The organism is Pantoea vagans, assembly GCF_001506165.1.
Classification (GTDB): Bacteria; Pseudomonadota; Gammaproteobacteria; order Enterobacterales; family Enterobacteriaceae; genus Pantoea; species Pantoea vagans_C.
Map to the genome: position 1 here is coordinate 3,958,042 of NZ_CP011427.1, position 19,921 is coordinate 3,977,962.

The window sequence follows — 19,921 nt, forward strand, 5'->3', positions numbered from 1 at the left end:
CTATTGATATCGATAATGCAACGTACCGCCGTCGTTCTTCTCGAACGTGACCGGCACCGCCGCACTGCCACCTTGCGCCTGTAACCACTGGGCATAAACGCCCGCCAGCACGGCGCTTAAAGCCAATTGCCAGCGCTCAGCATCCACATTGCTGTCGCCCTGCGGCAGCGCGTGGTGCTGAATGAGAATCGCATTTTCCTGCGGTTGCAGTTGGCTGAAACCCCAGTTGAAACGGGCCAGCTGCAGATTTATTTCGCGCTCCAGATCCTGCACGGTGCGCGCTTCTGCTAAAGGATAGCGTTTTGCCAGCGATGCGCCCACGTCGATGAGAAAACCTTCCGCTTCCTCACCCGCATTGTTCAACATGCTTTCAATCATCACGCTGACCAGGTCGAACCAACCTGGCTGATGTGGATGGCTGACGCGCGCGGTTACTTGCTCACTCATTAGTTGTCTCCGAACATGTAACGGAAGTACAGATTCGCTGTGCTCTCGTTGTAATCGCCAAAGGTGTCGTAGCCTAACTGGCCGCCAATGGTGACATCTTTGTTGATCTTGTAATCGGCACCGGCATGCAGGTTGTAGCCGATACCGTTTTTGCTGTCGCCGCTGTAATAGGCACTCTTCACATAACCCTGATCGGCCAGGCTCTGCATTTGCGCCTGGTATGTCGGATCATTCGGGAAGTAGGCGCTCTTATCCTGGCTGTACGACTGATAACCCACCGAACCGCCGACGTTCACTTTCAGGTCGTCAAACTTGCGGGTGAATTCGATAGGGAATGACACCGACGCATAGTTTTGCGGGCTGAAGTAACCGCCCTGGCCGTAGCTGAAGTAGCTGAGGTTTTTCGAGAAGTCCATCCACGACAAACTCATCCCGGCTTTCAGTTCGCGGTCATCGGAGTGGAACGGACGCACATAGGCACCGGCGGTCGCCTGCACGCTATTGTTGCTTGCCACGTTTTCACCGATGTAGCTGTACGCACCACCGCCCACATAGAAACCGGCATCGCCGTTATCGTAGCTCAGTAAAGCGTTACCGCCGTTTTTGGTGACGCGGCCCCAGCGCTTACCGCTGGTTTTGTCTTCGACGCCAACGTAAGAGAGCAGGCTGTCAGTCATCGCGCGACGTTCACCGGTGAGGATCAACGTCAGGAAGTCAGTCAACTTCGGCGACCACTGCACACCACCGACCAGCGTGCTCAGATCCTGCCCGAGCGGGGTACTGCCGAGGTCAATCTTGTAGCTGTCGCCTTTCAATGCCAGGTTCAACTCAACGCCGGTGGCCTTCTGCGAATCGGTGGACGAGGAAGGCACATCGTCAATTTTGGCATCGCCCGAGGCCACCACATTCCCCTGCACCAGGGCGTTGGTGCCGAAGCGACGCCATGCGTCACCGGCCGCACTGCCTGCCGTCAGAGAAACCGGGGTCATAGTGAAGTCAAAGCGTGACTCGCCAAACGGCACGGTGGAGAAAGTCAGCGGCGCTTTGGCTTCGGTCAGTTTACTCAGACCCGATTCGCCATCACGACCGCGCACCTGCATTTGCCCCTGCACCCAAGTACCGGTTTTTTCTTGCAAATCGTCCATCATGTTGTCGATTTGACGCAGCGTCTGGCTCTGCTGCACCGCTGGCGTATTACTTGCCAGCGTCACGCCTGCGGCACTGCTGGTGGAGGCATCCGGTGCTGACTGCCAGGGCATAACTGCGCCATAGGCAGAAGGAGAACCTGAAACCGGCGATGTGCTGCGGTTGATGAACGGGTTGTCGGCCAAGGCCAGACCACCAACGCTCGGGACGCTGCCCGTCTGTGCACCTTGCAGGCCAATCAACTGACCGCGTGCGGTGCGCAAGTAACTCATCGCCTGGCTGTGCTCGCCGTTGGCTTCTGCCACACGCGCCAGCAGCAGCAGACGGTCTGGCGTCTGCTCATTGCGCAGGCCACGCGTTAAGGTATTCGCCTTATTCACATCATTATTAGCCAGCGCCACATTGATGGCTCCGGTACGCGCGTCTTGCGTTGGCGTATCCTGGGTCATCAGGTAGTCATACACCACGCCCGCTTCTTTGTTCATCTTGCCGGACTGATAGAGACGCGCCATCGCGAACATCAGATCGCGGTTTTGTGGATCGTGCTGCAGTGCGCCCACCAGCTTGTCATAAGCGGCGGCGTACTGTTTCTGCTCGCGCAGGCGATCCACTTCATTGATCACGTAACCGTTACGAATACTCGCCAGCTGCGTGGGTGTACTGCGCGACTGCAACTCTGGGCTGCTGAGGAAGCTCTGCGCTTCGGTATTCAGGCCAGCCTGGTTCAGCACCGCCACCTGAGCGGCATAGTCACCGGCGTTACCCTGAATGCCACGCTGCATATTGCTGCGCACCACCGACACGGCGGTAGTGAGATCGCCCGCTTTCGCCAGCTTCTGCGCCAGATTGCCCGCATCTACCGGGTTGGCTGGCGGGGTAGAGGCCAGCGCACGCAAGGTGTTAGCCGCTGCCGCATTTGAACCCTGCGCCAGATACTGATCGGCGGTTGCCATTTGCAGGTTGAAATTCACACGCTGCGCCAGTTCGCGCATGTCGCTGCTCTTGCTGCCGTTCGGAATGCGCGACAACAGTAAACTGGCCTGCTGCCAGGCACCGCTTTCGCTGGCGTTCAAGGCGCCGGCATACAGCTCATTGGTGCTGGCCCCGCTGCGCATGGCAGGCTGCATAATATTGGCGGCCATCATGTTATCGCCCTGGGCGCGATAAATACGCGCCAGATCAAGACGCAACCAGCCGTCGTTCGGGTAGCGCTGGATACCGCTGTTGAGTGTGGCAATCGCTGCACTGTTGTTACCGGCAGCCAGTTCACGTTTGGCCTGCGCACGGATCGGATCGGTGCTGCTGCCGCGCGGTGCCACGCTCTGACGCACACTGTCTGGCAGTGATGCCAGCAAGGTATTCGCCTCTGCGCTGCGGTTTTGCTGACGCAATACGTAGAAAAGACCTTCTTTGGCATTACGGTTATTGGCATCCGTTTGCAAGATAGCGCGATAGGTTTGCTCTGCCTGATCGAGTTGATTGCTGCGACGCTGGACGTCCGCGCGGAACAGCTTCGCCGCAATGCCTTTCTCACCGTCGGCCTGCGCCAGCGGTTCACTCAGCGCCAGCGCCTGGGCGCTGTCACCGTTCTTCAGCGCCTGCTGGGCAGTCGCCAGCTGGGCATAAAAGCGCGCATCCGCCGCCTGTTTCTGGCGTGTATCACTCTGGTCGCCGCCCAGCTGCGCGGCGCGTGTCAGGTAGTCCGCCGCTTCGGCGTAACGCCCAGCACGCTGAGCCACATAGCCCATACCGGCCAGCGCATCAGCATCCTGCGGGTTGGCCTGCAGCACCTTTTCAAAGTTGTTCTGTGCATTACTGACATCACCGCTGTTCAGCGCGGTAAAGCCAGCGCCTTTCTCAGCTCCACCGACGTTTTTACGGTAGTAATCCATCACCGCATTGTCCTGCGGGTGGCGCTGCTGCCAGGTTTGATACAGCGAAGCATCGGACGCCTGTGGCCCCAACCACAGCAACGCCTGACGCAATGAGCGGTCAGCATCTTTATTGCCATCGGCGAGGGACGCGAGCAAATCGATCCCCTGACGACGGGTGGATTCCTGATAGGTCATCGCCTTACCCAGCGCCAGTTTCGCGCCGGTATCCTGCGGATGGTCGGCAGAGAACTGACGCAGCGCTTCTACCGCCTGGGGCAGCAGCGCGCGGTCACCCGCCATCGTCAGGTAATACTCTGCCGCCACGCTCGGGGGTGGCTCATTACCGTTAAAGGTATTACGCCAGGTTTGCAGTGACGCCGCGATGTTGCCGCTGCGCGCCTGCTGACGCGCCAGCGACAGCTGCGCCTGTGGAATGGTTTGCAGCTGACGCGCGTTATCCAGTTCGGTGAGATGCGGATCGTTGGGTGATGCCGCGCTCAGGCGTGCACGCCACTGCGCCGCTTCCGCCGTGCTACCGCTCTGCTGCGAATAGAGCGCCAGCAGATAAAGCGCCTGAGTGTTGTTTGGCTCCACCATCAGCACTTTCTGCAGCGAAGATTTGGCTAAATCGTCATGCGCTTTCTGATGCCAGTAAGCCGCCTGATCGAACAGCGCTTGTAACGCAGGATTGGTACTCTCTGCCGCGAACAGCGGCTGAGAGAGCGTCAATGCCCCACCCAGAATCAGGGCATGACGAATACCGGCACTTAACAGATTTTTTTTCATTGTTTTTATCCTTACTTCTTGCCGGACTTGCTATCAGCTTTCGGGTTGAGACGTCGCCACGCATGACGTTTCAGCATCGCCCAGGCGCCACCGCCTACCAACGCTGAGAGCAGCAGTGCCGCCAGCGCCATCAGCACGGAGTGCTGGTTGGCATACCACACCACCATCATGTACCACGGCATTTCACCGCTCGGGAATTGCGGTCCGACACGGAAGCTGCGAATGCCGTTCTCATCGGTGATGATGGCGGTATCGCCACGAATACCGGCGTTGATGCGTGAAGAGTTCAGGTCCTCATGCAGGCGCAGCAACTGTTGGTCACTGGTCGCCACGGTCATCACCACCAGACGATCCGCATTCCATGGCGAGCGATAGCTGACAAAGCCACGCCACGCTTCGTTCGAGGAGAAGTAACGATCGGCATCCAGCTGCTGGCGATACCAGTCACCGGTCAGCCAGCCGCGCAGTTTGTCCCAGGTGGTCGGGTCTTTCACGCCCAGCGTATTGCCACTGGTTTCATACGGCGTATTCGCCAGCATCTGCTGGTTAAACTCGCTGTTCTGCGTGGTGCTCACCGCCAGCAGATCGCTCTGCTGCAGACGCGTCAGATTGGTGCCGCCATTCGGCAGGCCAAACAGCACCTGGTTCTGCACCAGCGGCACGCCTGTGGCGTTACCGGCGCGTGAGGACATATCCAGCAGCGTGGAGATCTCGGCATCGGTAGGCTTTTCAGGCAGCAGCAAGGTGGTCTGCGAGAAGTCCGCCAGACGTGAGAACGGGAACGACGCGCCCACGAAGTACGACAGGTTAGGCAGCATGGTGAAGTGACGCGTGTGGCTCAGATCGATCCACGAATCATCTTCAATGCGGCTCTTGATGTTGTTGTTGAGCAACACACCGCAAGGTGCATCCGCTTTCGGTTTGATGTTGAAGTACAGCGCCAGCTGGTTGTCACCGTAAATCAGATACGGCTCCAGCTTCAGGGTGTAATGCTCCTGACGCGCGTCGCCACCCAGACGATGCCAGGCGCTCTCCAGCAGACCGACTTTATTTACCGTCAGGTTGCGCAGGAACGTGCCGTTAATCATCACGTTAAGGAACGATTTGTTCTCATCAATCCAGCTTTCTGATGGGAAACGGTAGTGCAGTTCCACCGGAATGGTGTCGCCATCCCACATGAACAGGTCCGGTGCCGCGCGGAAGTTGACGCTCAACGCATCGTGCCAGATACCGGTGGTGGTCAGGCTTTGATCTTTACGCAGCAGCTCGCTCAGGCGCACTGGACGGCTGGTATTGATCCAGCGTGGCGCGTCATACGGCTTACGCACACCAATCTGCTGTGGCTGAACGTTCAGGCTGCTGGCATCCGTGGTCAGCGGCTGGGTGGTTAAACGGTTTGCCGCCTGCCGTAACTGCGCGTCGTCCGCTCCTACCACTAACAGCAGTTTGTAGACCGGGTTGTTCGGGTTATCGATCACTTGCAACAGTGGGCCATTGGTGGCCGGCAAGGTCACCGAACCAATCTTGTCACCCGGATGACCGACCAAAATGCCGTTGTGTTCTGGCAAATCACCACGCACAACCGGGAAACGGATACCGCGATAATCAGACTGAATCCCCATCCAGGAAGCCACTAAAGCCGCAGCGCTCACGCTGTCAGGTGCCACATTGGCGGCAAAGCCAAAGGTCACGCTGGCGGGCGTCATGCGTTGCGCATCAATGAACGGACGCGGGAAGTTGCGCAGACTGGTGCCAATATTCAACTGCTGCCCTTCAAGGCTCAGCGTGGTTTTCGGCAGAATTGAGACCTGATACTGCTGCGCACTCTCTTTTTCGCACAGCAGCTTATCCGCATCGTTGATTTTGAAGCTGAGGTTGTTGCTCGATACCACCATCGCCGCAGGGATATCCAGCTGATAGTCGCTGACATCGCTGTCGCTGGAGCCCAGCGGCAAGGTGCCCAACGGCTGGCCGTTGAGCATCAACTGCAGTGAGGTATTGCGCGCCGCCAGCGCTGCAGAAACACGCAGCGACAGGTTGAGATGCGCATTGGTGATTACTTCATCACTTGGCAGGGTGAACACAATACCGGATTGCAGCTGACCACCGGTCAAGGTAATGCCCTGCGGCTGGCCCATCTGAGCCACCGTAATCGTGCTGCTTACCGGCTGGTTCAACATCGCGGTAGTTGGCGCGGCGGCTACCGGCGCAACAGGGGCAACGCTCGGCAACACCATTTCCGGTGCAGGAGCCATATTGTTGTTCGTTGGCGCACTATCAACCGGTGCAGGCGCCGCGCCCGTCGTATCGGCTGGCGCAGCGTTCTCAGTGGCGGGCGCGTTGTCTACCGGTGCGTAAGGCGTGGCACCGGCGGCTTGTTGTAACTGCGTATCCGCTTCACTCTGAATCCCTTGCGGTGGCGGCACGTCAGACAGCGCCGAGCTGTCTTGGGTGACCGCAGGCGTTTCCGCCCAGGCAGGGGCGAGCATCAGCGCCGTTGCCAGCGAGCTCGCCAGCAACGTTTGAGTCAAGTTCTTCATGCAGCGCTGTCCTCTTTTACGGCGGCCTGGTTGTCACGCTTATGCTTCTGACGGCGATCTTTCCAGGTCAGCCAGAACAGCTCAAACACGGTACGAATAATGGTGCCCAGTGAAACCAGCGGGTTGTCCTGCTTGTACTCGGGCTGAATCCACGCATCGGCACGCGCCAGTACCACGCGCACCAGTTCACGGCGGCGCGAGAGCGGCATATCGCCAAAGCGCAGACGAATGGTTTCATCATCGCCGGAGATTTTGCTCACCGGGATAGTGATAGCACCCGATTTCAGCAGCAGGTCAATCTCTTCGATTTCATCGGTCTCGTGGCGATTGTCTGGCGCATCCAACTGCGCACCACCCATCGACAAGTCGCTGGTTTGGGTACGTGAAGAGATGCCGCTCGCATAGTGAATCACCGCCGGAATCTGCACTTCGATACGAATGGTTTTACGTACCTGCTTGGTTTCACGCGCCACGGCAATGGCCGCCATCAGGATGATCAGGCTGAACACCGCCCAGCCGACGTTGAGCGCGATAACATAAGGGTCAACACCAAAGTAATCATGCGCCGTGGCGCGCACCACGCCCGCCACAATGCCGATAGTCAGCAGCACGGCGACAATCACATGTGGACGCACGATGTGGAAGTCGAAGAAGCCCTGATCCAGCAAACCGCCTTTATCCGTTACGTTAAATTTCCCGCGCTTAGGGGCCAGCATGGTCAACAGCGTCGGAATCACGAGGTGGAAACACATCACGGTTTCGTAGATTTCACCCCAGAAGGTGTAACGGAACTTGCCGTTCATGCGGGAGTTGACGTACAGCGACATCACCAGGTGCGGCAGCACGTAGGCAAAAATCAGCGAGGCTGACGAGTGAATGATGTTCAGGTTGAACAACAGATACGCCAGCGGTGCCGTCAGGAAGGCCACGCGTGGCAGTCCAAACTGGAAGTGCAGCATGGCGTTGAGGTAGCACAGGCGTTGCTGCCATTTCAGACCGCGGCCAAACAGCGGGTTATCAACACGGAAAATCTGCGTCATGCCACGCGCCCAGCGGTTACGCTGTATGACGTGCAGGCCCAGACGTTCGGTGGCCAGGCCGGCAGCCAGTGGAATCGCCAGGAAGGCAGATCCCCAGCCCAGACGCTGCATTTTCAATGCGGTGTGCGCATCTTCCGTGACCGTTTCAACAGCAAAACCACCGATTTCTTCTAACGCACTGCGACGGATAACCGCACAGGAACCGCAGAAGAAAGTCGCATTCCAGTTATCGTTGCCCTGCTGCACCGGACCGTAGAACAGTGCACCTTCGTTTGGAATGCTGCGCGCAGCGCGCAGGTTACGCTCGAACGGGTCCGGAGAGTAGAAGTAGTGCGGCGTTTGTAACAACGCCAGCTTAGGATCTTTCAGGAACGGGCCGACCGTTGCTTGCAAGAAAGTACGGGTGGCAACGTGGTCACAGTCAAAGATGCAGATCAGCTCACCTTTGGTGATTTTCATTGCATGATTGAGGTTACCGGCTTTCGCATGGCTGTTGTCGTCACGGGTGATGTAACCCACGCCCACATCCGCCGCAAACACCGCAAACTCACTGCGCTTGCCATCATCCAGCAAATAGACTTTCAACTTGTCGCGCGGATAATCGATGCACTGGGCCGCCAGCACGGTATCACGCACGACATCCAGGCTTTCGTTGTAGGTCGGCACGTACACATCCACCGTTGGCCACAGGCTGGTATCCTCCGGCAGCGGTTCAATGGTGCGTTTCAGTGGCCAGGTGGTCTGCAGGAAGCCCAGAATCAGGATCAGCCAGACATACAATTCGGCCAGATATAAACCGATGCCGAGAATGGCTTCGATCTCTGAATTAAATTGCAGCGTCTCTGTGGTGCGCCACCAGATATATCGGGTCGACATCAGCGCAGAAAGAATAACCATCACAACGGTTATTTTGCGGCTTTTGCTGAAGCCCAGTAGAAACATCATCCCGATGCTGATTAAGCCAAAAATATATTGTTTTTGGCTGTCCATAGGCGTGATGACGATTACCGCGGCGACCGGTGCAAGCACCAGTAGCAGCAGGTAAAACCCGAGTTTACTCATGATTCACCCTAAAGAAGCTGTGTTGTTATTATTGCGCCAGGCAACAGCCTGGCTTATTTAATAATGACTGCGAATGGGCGCCTGAACTTCACCGTTACCCACGGTAATATTCAGGATATTTGCCACACGTTTGGCCACCAGTTCGATATCAAACGCGGCCGCAGAGGCAGGGCTGAAATCAAACACCGACTGTTGTGAAGCATTGGCTTCCGCGACGCTTTCATCGCGGTGCACCACACCCAATAAGTTCTCACCCAGACGCTGCTGCATAAAGCCGGTGACTTCACGGCTAATATTGCGGCGGTTGTCGCTCTGGTTAAGCACAAAATAATGACCACGTTTATTATTCAGTGGCTGACCTATCATGCGGTCATTTTCTATTTGCGGCAGAAGCGAGACAGAAGCGGTATCTGCAAGCATCACCACTAAATGCATATCGGCAAGCGCGGTCATGGCTTTAAGCGCCGGACCTGGACCTGGAGGAAAATCAGCAATAATCACCAGTCCCGGATAATTCAGCACGGTATCCAGACCGCGTTTAAGGAAATGTGGATCTTTAACCAGATTCTCTTCGAAACGCTCACGCTGATCTTCAGTGACGTCACCGTACGGCATAACAAAAATATTACCGCCGGTGGTGAGAATGGACTGGCTCCAGTCGGCCTGCTCTTCAGAGCGAGCAACAAAACCACGGCCGTCGTGCAGCGGTACACCAAAATGCAGACGCAATGCGTTCTGGACATCGAAATCGATTGCCAACACCTTGCTGCCGGCACGCGCCAGACTCCATGCAAGATTGGCCGCCATGGTGGTTTTCCCTACTCCCCCTTTAGGCGAGCACACACAAACTAACGGCATAGCGCGATTTTCTCCAGTAACGGTTTTAGTAGTGTTTCTTTAGAAATATTAGCAGGTTCCGCGGGGCGTGAACGGAACAGCGCACCAAAGCGAGACGGTGCAGCAGCAGCCGGCTGTGCCGGTGCGGCAAAAGTCGGTGATGGTGCAGGTGTCGCAACCGGGCCAGCGCTAACCACAGTGTGTGGGGCGGGCGCAGGTTTGGCCGCAATCGGTGCGGGTGCTGCCACGAGGGGCGCAGGTGCTGCGACAGGTTCAGCAACCGGTTTCGGCGGCGGCGGCGGAAACAGCGAAGTGGTCGCCTGGCGCTCAACCACGGTCGCTTTCGGCGCTTGCGCGATTGCTGAAGGTGCGGGTTTCACCGCTGGAGCCGGTGGGAATAAGGAAGAAACACCACTCAGCGGCGCAGCGGGCACGGATTCTAGCGGCGCCGTCGCGGCCAGGCTGTCGAGAATCGATCCGCGCGTAGTGCTGCCAGCGGCAGCGATTGGCGCCTGCAGAGGTGCAGGTTGCGCAGGTGCGGCAAACTCATCACCACGGATCGGTTGGGGTTGCGGCAGGTCAATGCGCTGACCGCTGCCTAATTCCGGCTCATTATCCGTCGCCAGCTGGCGAATAATGGCCCATTGGCTGTGATCCGCGTCCTGCGATTGCCCAGACATATCCTTAAAAGCGATATCAAGCGTGTGCGTTTTTTCTTTGAAACGCTGCAGATCGTCGTAATTCTTCATGATCAGAGCCTGTAAAAACGGGAGGGAATTTGCCTGGAATATAACACACACATTAAAAGACGGTGAGAGAAATCTGATTATTAAAACAACATATTCAATAAAAGAGTTTTATCTTGCTGATTGAAATTCTACATATGCAAATAGCATGCTGTTATTTATGGTCGGAGATTAATTAATATCGATTAACTGAAATAATAACGGGGTTAACATTAACCTAACTTACTGAAAAACCTTCAAAGTGGTTCAAGTTACGGATTTTACACCTGTGTGATAACACTCACACAATCCTGACATTATTCAGAATTTGCCTTAACGATTTATATCGTAATCAGGACCAATTTATTACTGATTCACTGGCGTAATACATTTCAGACCTCTTTTTTTTCTACGCACTCAGCCGTTAATTTTACTGAAGTATGAACCCGCAAAAAAGAAAGGCTCCCGAGGGAGCCTTTAGCTATTTTTGGCGGTAATTTACGGAACGCCCACTGGCTGATTCTCATCCTGATCAACCGCAAAGCAGGCGATTTGCTGTTCGCCATACTGTTTTAGCTTGGGCTGCAATTGTACACAGCTGCCAAAACGACGGCGGCAGCGCGCGTTAAAGGCACAGCCCGGCGGTGGATTAAGCGGGCTGGGCAACTCACCGGTAAGTTTGATGCGCTCACGGCGCTCATCTGGATTGAGTCGCGGCGTGGCAGACAGCAATGCCTGAGTATAAGGATGGCGAGGATTGCTGAAGATCGCCTCTTTGCTGCCTTTTTCAACGCAGCGGCCCAGATACATCACCATCACTTCGTCGGCTATGTGTTCAACCACGGACAGGTCGTGAGAAATGAACACATACGACAAACCCAAATCCTGCTGCAAATCCATCATCAGGTTGAGTACCTGCGCACGCACCGAAACATCCAGCGCCGAGACAGGTTCATCGGCAATCAAGACGTCTGGGTCGAGCATTAAACCACGCGCAATGGCGATACGCTGACGCTGCCCACCGGAGAACATATGCGGGTAGCGGTCGTAGTGTTCGGTTTTCAGACCGACCTTCGCCATCATCTCCAGGGTTTTTTCACGGCGTTCCGCTTTGCTCAGCGAGGTGTTGATCACCAGCGGCTCTTCAAGAATCTGGCTGATTTTTTTGCGCGGATTCAGCGAGCCATACGGGTTCTGGAAGATAATCTGAATTTTCTGGCGACGCAGCTTCTGCGCCTGCGGATCGTGCTTTAGCAAATCCTGACCATGCCAATAGAGCTGCCCTTCGGTTGGCGTTTCAATCATGGTTAACAGGCGACCCAGCGTGGATTTACCACAGCCAGACTCCCCCACCACCGCCAGCGTTTTGCCACGCTCAAGGTTAAACGAGACGCCATCCAGCGCTTTGACCAGGCGCTCCTGGCCAAACAGCCCTTTCTTCACCGGGTAGTGTTTTTTCAGGTCAATCGCCTGCAGCAGGTAATCCTGCTCAGTGTTATTAAGACTCATAAGTCGGTCTCCCGGCATCATCCAGTGGGAAATGGCATTTAGACTGGCGGCCCGGAATGTCGCGCAGTTCAGGTTCTTCACGGCGGCAGCGGTCGGTCACGTACGGACAGCGTGGGTTGAGCAGACAGCCGGTTGGGCGGTCATATTTGCCCGGCACCACACCTGGCAGCGAAGCCAGACGCGCTTTATCAGCGGCAAACTCCGGCAGCGCACGCAGCAGCGCCTGGGTGTACGGATGACGCGGCGCTTTGAAGATATCCACCGCTTTTCCGCTTTCCACCACCTGGCCTGCATACATCACGATGATGTGCTGCGCGGCTTCCGCCACCAGCGCCAGATCGTGGGTAATCAGGATCAACGCCATGTTTTCTTGCTTCTGCAAATCCAACAGCAGTTCGATAATCTGTGCCTGAATGGTGACGTCCAGCGCGGTGGTCGGCTCATCTGCAATCAACAGCTTCGGTTTGCAGGCAATCGCCATGGCGATCATCACACGCTGGCTCATACCGCCCGACAGCTGGTGCGGATAGACATCCAGTCGCGAAGCCGGGTCGGGAATGCCCACCTGCTCCAGCAGATCGATAGCACGCTGACGACGGGTGCTTTTGCTGCCACCCTGATGCACTTTCAGCGCTTCCATAATCTGGAAACCGACGCTGTAGCACGGGTTAAGGCTGGTCATCGGGTCCTGGAAGATCATCGCCACTTCAGCGCCTACCAGCTGGCGGCGCTCTTTTTCGGAGATGCGTTGCAGGTCACGCTGGTTGAACTCCAGTTTTTCGGCCATCACACGGCCGGGGTAATCAATCAGCCCCATGATCGCCAGTGAACTGACAGATTTACCCGAGCCGGATTCACCGACAATCCCCACCACCTGGCCTTGTTCAACCTGGTAGCTGATGCGGTCTACGGCGCGGAACGGTGTTTTTTCGTCGCCGAAATGCACCGATAATTTTTCTACATTTAATAATGCCATCTCGGTGCCTCTTTACTGCTTGAGTTTCGGGTCGAGTGCGTCACGCAGACCATCGCCCATGAGGTTGAATGCCAGTACAGTGAGCAGGATGACGACACCAGGGAACGTCACCACCCACCAGGCACTTTGCGCATACTGCAACACGTCTGAGAGCATGGTGCCCCACTCTGGTGTTGGCGGCTGCGCCCCCATTCCGAGAAAGCCCAACGCCGCCATATCGAGGATGGCATTGGAGAAACCTAATGACGCCTGCACAATCAGCGGTGCCAGGCAGTTAGGCAGAATATTGACGAACATCTGGCGCAGGGTACCGGCCCCCGCCACGCTAGAGGCGGTGACGTAGTCGCGGTTGACTTCCACCAGCACCGCAGCACGGGTCAGACGGATATAGTGCGGCAAGGCGACGAAAGTGATCGCCAGCGAGGCGTTGACAATCGACGGGCCGAAGATCGCCACCAGCACCAGTGCCAACAGCAAGCTTGGCAGCGCCAGCATGATGTCGACCAGACGCATGATCACGGCATCCACCACTCCGCCGAGGTAACCGGCCATCAGGCCAAATATCACCCCGAGCACCAGTGACAGCACCACCACCAGGCAACCCACCAGCAGAGACAAGCGCGCACCGAACATCAGACGCGAAAGGACATCGCGGCCAACGTCATCGGTGCCGAGAATAAATTTCCAGCTACCGCCTTCCTGCCACACCGGCGGGTGCAGCAGCGCATCGCGGAACTGTTCAGCAGGCGCGTGTGGCGCCAGCACATTGGCGAACAGCGCGATTAGCAGCATCAGAATGATGTAAACCAGGCCAATCACCGCGCCTTTGTTACGTTTGAAGTAGTGCCAGAATTCCTGAATGGGGGTCATCGGCTTGGGTGCAGCGGTCACGCTTGCGGGATCAACAGTAGACATGATTCCCCCTTATTTCTTATGTCGAATGCGCGGATTAACCACGCCGTACAGCAGATCAACCAGCAGGTTGACCACAATAATCAGAATCGCCACCAGCAGCACGCCACCTTGCACCACCGGATAGTCACGGCGCTGCAGCGCTTCAATGAGCCAGCGACCGAGTCCCGGCCATGAGAAGATGGTTTCGGTCAGAATCGCACCGGCCAATAAGGTGCCAACCTGTAAACCGATAACGGTGACCACCGGCAGCATGGCGTTACGCAGTGCATGCACCACAATCACGCGCATGCGCGTTAAGCCTTTAGCGCGCGCGGTGCGGATGTAGTCTTCACCCAGCACTTCCAGCATCGAGGATCGCGTCATACGCACAATCACCGCCAGAGGAATGGTGCCGAGTACGATGGCCGGCAGAATCATGTGCATCACGGCATCTTTGAAGTCACCCGGTTCGCCCCAGATCAGCGTATCAATCAGCATGAATCCGGTCAGAGGATGGCTATCATCAAGGAAGATGGTGTCACTGACACGCCCAGAGACCGGCGTGAGGTTCCATTGGACCGACACCAGCATGATCAGCATGATGCCCCACCAGAAAATCGGCATCGAGTAACCGGTCAGTGAGATACCCACCGCAGTGTGATCGAATACGGAACCGCGCTTCACCGCCGCCAGAACCCCCACAGGAATCCCCACGGCCACGGCAAAGATCATGGCGCAGATACCGAGTTCCAGCGTGGCTTTGAAACGGGGAACGAATTCATCCCAGACTGGAATGCGGCTTTTCAGCGAGATACCGAGATCGCCATGCAGCACACCATTGATGTAGGTGATGTACTGTTTCCACATCGGCTGGTCGAGACCAAACTGGGCCATCAGTTGGGCATGACGTTCAGGAGAGATACCGCGCTCGCCCGCCATGATCAGCACCGGGTCACCGGGGATCAAATGGACAAACGCAAAGGTCAGTAAGGTAATACCGATAAACGTTGGGATGACAAGGCCCAGACGTCGGAGTATGAATTGCAGCATAAGCCGGGTTCTCAGTCTTTTCCCGTGGCGTTGCCGCCAGGGTCTACATTGCTCACAACACGCAGCCGGCATGGCCGGACGCGACGCAAGAAGCGCTTCAAATACCCGTCAACCTTCACGCTGCAACTGCGTTGGCTTCATTCGCTCACCCCAGTCACTTACTTGAGTAAGCTCCTGAGGATTCACCAATTCGCCGCCTTGCTGCAGAGTGAATTATTTAGGGTATGCATTAATTTAGCCGGAAAAAAAGTGCGGAGTTCGGGCGACGAAGGGGCCGCCCGAGGGCCAGCAGCGCTGGCCCTACCCGCGATAATCCGAAAGGTTATTCCTGGATATCGACGTTTTCGAAGTGATGTTTGCCTAATGGATCAACCACATAACCGGTCACTTTCTTACTCACTGGCTCATAGACGGTTGAGTGAGCGATGATCAGCGCTGGCGCCTGGTCATGCATCACTACCTGAGCCTGCTTGTACAGTTCAATACGTTTGTTGTGATCGGCTTCAGCACGTGCAGGCTGAATCAGGTCTTCAAACGGCTTGTAGCACCAGCGAGAGTAGTTAGAACCGTCTTTCGCCGCTGCACAGCTGAACAGCGTGGCGAAGAAGTTATCTGGGTCCCCATTATCACCGGTCCAGCCCATCATGACGGTCTGGTGTTCACCGGCTTTAGCACGCTTGAGGTATTCGCCCCATTCGAAGGTGACGATTTTGGCTTTGACGCCAATTTTCGCCCAGTCAGCCTGAACCATTTCGGCCATACGGCGCGCGTTCGGGTTGTAAGGACGCTGTACCGGCATTGCCCACAGGTCGATGGAGAAGCCATCTGGCATGCCTGCTTCTTTCAGCAGTTCTTTCGCTTTAGCAGGGTCGTAAGCGTAGTCTTTGACAGCATCGTTGTAGCCCCACATGGTCGGTGGGATCAGGTTTTTCGCGGCCTGACCAGCGCCCTGATAAACCGCATCAATGATGGCTTGTTTGTTGACCGCCATGGTCAGTGCCTGACGCACTTTGACGTTATCCAGCGGTTTTTTCTCGGTGTTGAATGACAGGTAACCGACGTTCAGACCAGGCTGTTCCATCAGGTTGATTTTGTCATCTTTTTTCATGCTGGCGATGTCAGCCGGGTTGGGATACGGCATGACCTGGCACTCACCTTTCTGCAGTTTGGCGTAACGCACAGACGCATCCGGGGTGATGGAGAAGACCAGGCGATCAATCTTCGGCTTGGTGCCCCAGAAGTCTGGGTTCGCTTTATACAGAATGCGCGAGTCTTTCTGGTATTGCTGCAGCACGAACGGACCGGTGCCCACTGGGTTGAGGTCCAGTTTTTCTGGCGTGCCGGCTTTGAGCATGTTGTCCGCATACTCTTTAGACAGGATTGAGGCGAAGTCCATGCCAAGGTCAGCAATGAACGGCGCTTCAGGACGGGTCAGGGTGAAGCGTACGGTGTAGTCGTCAACTTTGTCGATTTTGGCGATCAGCTTAGGCATGTCCATGCCTTCGAAGTATTCGTAGCTGCCGCCAGAAACACCGTGATATTTGTTGTTTTTGTCGAGCTGGCGCTCGAAGGAGAACACGACGTCATCGGCGTTGAATTCACGGGTTGGCTTGAAGTCTTTGGTGGTTTGCCACTTCACGCCTTTACGCAGGTGGAAGGTATAAGTTTTACCGTCCGCGCTGACGTCCCATTTTTCTGCCAGGCCCGGCTGCAGCTCAGTGGTACCGGTTTTGAACTCAACCAGGCGGTTGTAGATCGGTACGGAGCTGGCATCGTAAGTGGTACCCGATGTGAAGAGCTGTGGGTTGAAGCCTTCCGGCGAACCTTCTGAACAGTAAACGAGGGTTTTCGCCTGGACACCCGCGGCAACAGTCATAGCAATCAGGCTAAGACCGACCTTCAGCATCCTGGATTTAGCCAGGGAGTTGATCATGTTTTGCTCCATTGTGATGTGATGTTGTGTGCGTCGCCCGACCTCTGAATTTTTTTATGCGGTTCGGGCAGCATGCGAGTGGTTTATTTTCTCCGACAGAAGAACGCTGTCAGGATCGCCCTACTCTGCATGTTATTGACGCATCAATTTGTCAACAGTTGCAAAGAAGGTCAATACAAGGTGGGGTTATTTACACAGAGTGTGAGTAAGTGCAAGCAACGATAAAAAACAGCCTTCTCGCGCTGAGCCAAAATTAAAAAAGGTGATAAAGCGCGCAATGCCGCGTGATTATCTGGCTATGTAGCCAGATGACAGTGATTATCACCGCTAAAAAACGCACAAAACTTGTTGGTAAATGTCGATTATCTGAACGATTCCCCGTGCGTTATGACGTTCAGGCAGCGAAATATGCTGGGTTAATGGCATAAGAAATCAGCAAAAAGCAAAAAGCGGTCATAAGAAGAATGTGTCGCGAATTAAGGGAGCAGGGTCGATTGGATAAGGGCTTGAGTATCGAGATAGGGATAAATAGCATGAAATTGGAAGTTTTGATGTGAAAAGGGAGATTATCAACCTTTGTTAAACCTAAGTGCTTTGAGTTTTGCGTATGGCTCAGAGAAGGGGGCTCGATCGCAAAGACGGCGTAAATACATCCCTGTAGCCTCTACCGCCGGAGTATTCGCCCCATCCATGGGGCTCACCCGCAAGCGGGCAACGCTTCGCGTTGTGCAAAATTGCTCCCGGCAATTTTGTCCATGCGGCGGACGCTTTGCTAACCGAGCCCCCTTCCCATCGCTAATTGGCAGCAGTTTCGCTTTTCTAAAAGCACGCAGGGAGTTGGGCAAAGGAGGGAATGCGGGGTCCGGAGTAAAGCGTCACACGCCAGGGATGGCGTGTGCCGAGCGATCAGGGACGAGACAGCGTCTTTACGGAGTGGCCCCGTATTTCATCCTGACAGGTACGTTTTTGAATGGCTTCTATATCGCTGCCCAACACAACGCAGCGGAGTTGAGCAAAGGAGGGAATGCGGGGTCCGGAGTAAAGCGTCACACGCCAGGGATGGCGTGTGCCGAGCGATCAGGGATGAGACAGCGTCTTTACGGAGTGGCCCCGTATTTCATCCTGACAGGTACGTTTTTGAATGTAAGCAGCCTGATCTACAGACGAAAAAAAACCCGCTTTTACAAGCAGGTTTCTTAAATATGGTCGGCGAGAGAGGATTCGAACCTCCGACCCACTGGTCCCAAACCAGTTGCGCTACCAAGCTGCGCTACTCGCCGATGGGGGCGAATATTACTGCTCCCACTTTAGAGCGTCAATCCCTTTTCCATTTTTTCCAGCCGATCGCCTGAAAAGCAAGCAGTGGGGCAAAAAACCCCACCGCTCAATGGTTTCACAGCAAAGCTTACAGCGTTTTAGCTGGGGTCGCGGCAGGCGCCTGACACCAGTTATTCGCTGGGTTAATTCCGCCATCCGGCGAACTGTAGCCCAGACAGCCTAAAATCGTATCAAACAACTCCACATGACGATGGGTCTTACCCACGCGCTGCTGGGCCTGTAAACGATCGAAGTTACTGCGATTGGTCGGGTCAGCCAAATACTTATCGGAAGCCCACACCATCATCGGCACACGGAACTGCTCTGGCGGGGCCATCTCACGCGGTGTGCCGTGCAAATGCATATTCTCGCTGATCGACTCACCGTGATCGGCGGCATAAAACACGATGGCTTTCTTATCACGCAACTGATCGAGCACGCTATCCAACATAGTATCGACATACAGAATCGAATTGTCATAAGCGTTAATCAACTGCGCTTTACTGCAGGTCTCATCCACGCCCATACACTCGGGCTGATAACGGGCGAAACTGCGCGGATAACGCTGTGAATAAAGGTAATGTGAACCCTTAGTATGCAACACCACCAAATGCTTACCTTTCGGGAAACGCTCCAGTGAAGCCTGCAACTCCGGCACCAACAACATGTCATCGACGGCTTTACCCTGGTTACGCTTCTCTGAACCGATTTGCTCGCGGAATGAGAAATTATTCACATCGGCATTATCGTAAAACCACACTTCGCTCTGCATCGCGAACAGCTCGGATGTGAAGCCCAACTCCTTCATCACCGCAAACACATTCTGCTCTTTCAGCGTGCGCCCTGGGTTATCCATGGTGCCGCCTTCGCGCACAAACATACAGCGCAATGACAGCTTGGTTGCGGTATCGCAAGACTCACCACGGAACGCCACCAAATTCTTTTCTTTCGACAGCTTCGGCGTGGTATCTCGGTCATAACCCAACAGGCCCATATGATCCCAGCGCGTGGTCTCGCCAATCACAAACACCACATAGGTATCATCAAGCCCTGCTGGCGCAACGTAAGTAAACTTCTTCGCCGGGTCCAGCAACTCCGCGCCATCCATCTCCTCATCGACCTTGGTCCAGGCAAACAAACCTAACGCCGCAATCCAGTTAGAAGGCAAATAAGAGTGCGCCACCACACCGCCGTAGCTCGGCAAATCAATATTGGTGATCTCTTCATTCACCTTTTGCAGCTTGTCGAAATAACGAATCGGCAGCCACACCAGTGCCACGCTCAGCAGCAACACCAGGGTCGGCTTCAAACGCTGCCCTGGCGTCTTTAACTGCTCAAACAGTGTCTGGCTCAGATTATTACGCCAAATCAACAGCAGCGGCAGGGCGCTCACCAGCACCATCCACACCACAAAATGCAGGCCAATCACTTCTTTTGAAAGATCGACATCGGTGGTCATCACCGACGCGACAATGCCGTAGCCAATCACCACGTTGAAGAAGGTCATGTAATAGGCAGCAGCGACCGAAATCACTACGCACAGGGTGGCGAGAATGCGATAGGCCCACTTTCCACCGAGCGACAACAACCGCATCAGGAAGAAGGTCAGCAACACCGCGGCCAGCACTTCTGCCCCAGCAGACAGCCAATCAGTAAGGGTGGATTTCGTTAAGAAGCCGTCAAAACGGCGATAAAAAATCGGCAAATTCAACAAGATGCCGAGATACAACGCAAGCAGCAGCGACAGCTTTTGCTGCGTTAAACTCTTAATATAATTCATCTATT

The 19,921-nt window shown here is 55.4% G+C and carries 12 protein-coding genes and 1 tRNA gene; all 13 read right to left on the reverse strand.

Annotation, left to right across the window (positions count from 1 at the left end; genetic code table 11):
- Entirely contained in the window at positions 1–447 is a 447-nt protein-coding gene (gene bcsD, locus LK04_RS18300; RefSeq protein ID WP_039329158.1) for a cellulose biosynthesis protein BcsD, read from the reverse strand.
- The gene (locus LK04_RS18305; protein WP_039329156.1) at positions 447–4,253 is read right to left on the reverse strand and encodes a cellulose biosynthesis protein BcsC; all 3,807 of its coding nucleotides are present in this window, start codon (positions 4,251–4,253) and stop codon (positions 447–449) included. Before LK04_RS18305 ends, bcsD begins: the two co-directional genes overlap by 1 nt.
- A gap of 11 nt (positions 4,254–4,264) precedes the next feature.
- Positions 4,265–6,793: a cellulose biosynthesis cyclic di-GMP-binding regulatory protein BcsB gene (gene bcsB, locus LK04_RS18310; protein WP_039329154.1), complete on the reverse strand. Its 2,529-nt coding sequence runs from the start codon at positions 6,791–6,793 to the stop codon at positions 4,265–4,267.
- Entirely contained in the window at positions 6,790–8,895 is a 2,106-nt protein-coding gene (bcsA, locus tag LK04_RS18315) for a UDP-forming cellulose synthase catalytic subunit (protein WP_052205981.1), read from the reverse strand. The genes bcsB and bcsA overlap by 4 nt, the downstream gene beginning before the upstream one ends.
- Positions 8,896–8,952: 57 nt before the next feature.
- Positions 8,953–9,753 (reverse strand): cellulose biosynthesis protein BcsQ, encoded by an 801-nt coding sequence (bcsQ, locus tag LK04_RS18320; RefSeq protein WP_039329151.1) that lies wholly within the window; start codon positions 9,751–9,753, stop codon positions 8,953–8,955.
- Entirely contained in the window at positions 9,744–10,481 is a 738-nt protein-coding gene (gene bcsO / locus LK04_RS18325; RefSeq protein WP_039329149.1) for a cellulose biosynthesis protein BcsO, read from the reverse strand. Before bcsO ends, bcsQ begins: the two co-directional genes overlap by 10 nt.
- Before the next feature lie 474 nt (positions 10,482–10,955).
- Complete coding sequence (dppF, locus tag LK04_RS18330; RefSeq protein WP_039329147.1) at positions 10,956–11,966, reverse strand: dipeptide ABC transporter ATP-binding subunit DppF; 1,011 nt, start codon at positions 11,964–11,966, stop codon at positions 10,956–10,958.
- Positions 11,956–12,942 (reverse strand): dipeptide ABC transporter ATP-binding protein, encoded by a 987-nt coding sequence (gene dppD, locus LK04_RS18335; RefSeq protein WP_058972842.1) that lies wholly within the window; start codon positions 12,940–12,942, stop codon positions 11,956–11,958. The genes dppF and dppD overlap by 11 nt, the downstream gene beginning before the upstream one ends.
- 12 nt (positions 12,943–12,954) lie before the next feature.
- On the reverse strand, positions 12,955–13,857 hold the full coding sequence (gene dppC, locus LK04_RS18340) for a dipeptide ABC transporter permease DppC (RefSeq protein ID WP_058972841.1): 903 nt from the start codon (positions 13,855–13,857) through the stop codon (positions 12,955–12,957).
- Between the two features lie 9 nt (positions 13,858–13,866).
- Positions 13,867–14,886, reverse strand: coding sequence for a dipeptide ABC transporter permease DppB (dppB, locus tag LK04_RS18345; RefSeq protein WP_039334996.1), 1,020 nt, complete (start codon positions 14,884–14,886; stop codon positions 13,867–13,869).
- Between the two features lie 322 nt (positions 14,887–15,208).
- Entirely contained in the window at positions 15,209–16,819 is a 1,611-nt protein-coding gene (gene dppA / locus LK04_RS18350; RefSeq protein ID WP_039335000.1) for a dipeptide ABC transporter periplasmic-binding protein DppA, read from the reverse strand.
- 1,203 nt (positions 16,820–18,022) lie between these two features.
- A tRNA-Pro gene (locus LK04_RS18360) sits at positions 18,023–18,099 on the reverse strand.
- A 125-nt stretch (positions 18,100–18,224) separates the two neighbouring features.
- A complete protein-coding gene (eptB, locus tag LK04_RS18365) occupies positions 18,225–19,916 on the reverse strand; it encodes a kdo(2)-lipid A phosphoethanolamine 7''-transferase (protein ID WP_039335003.1) in 1,692 nt (563 codons plus the stop codon).
- Between the last annotated feature and the right edge of the window lie 5 nt (positions 19,917–19,921).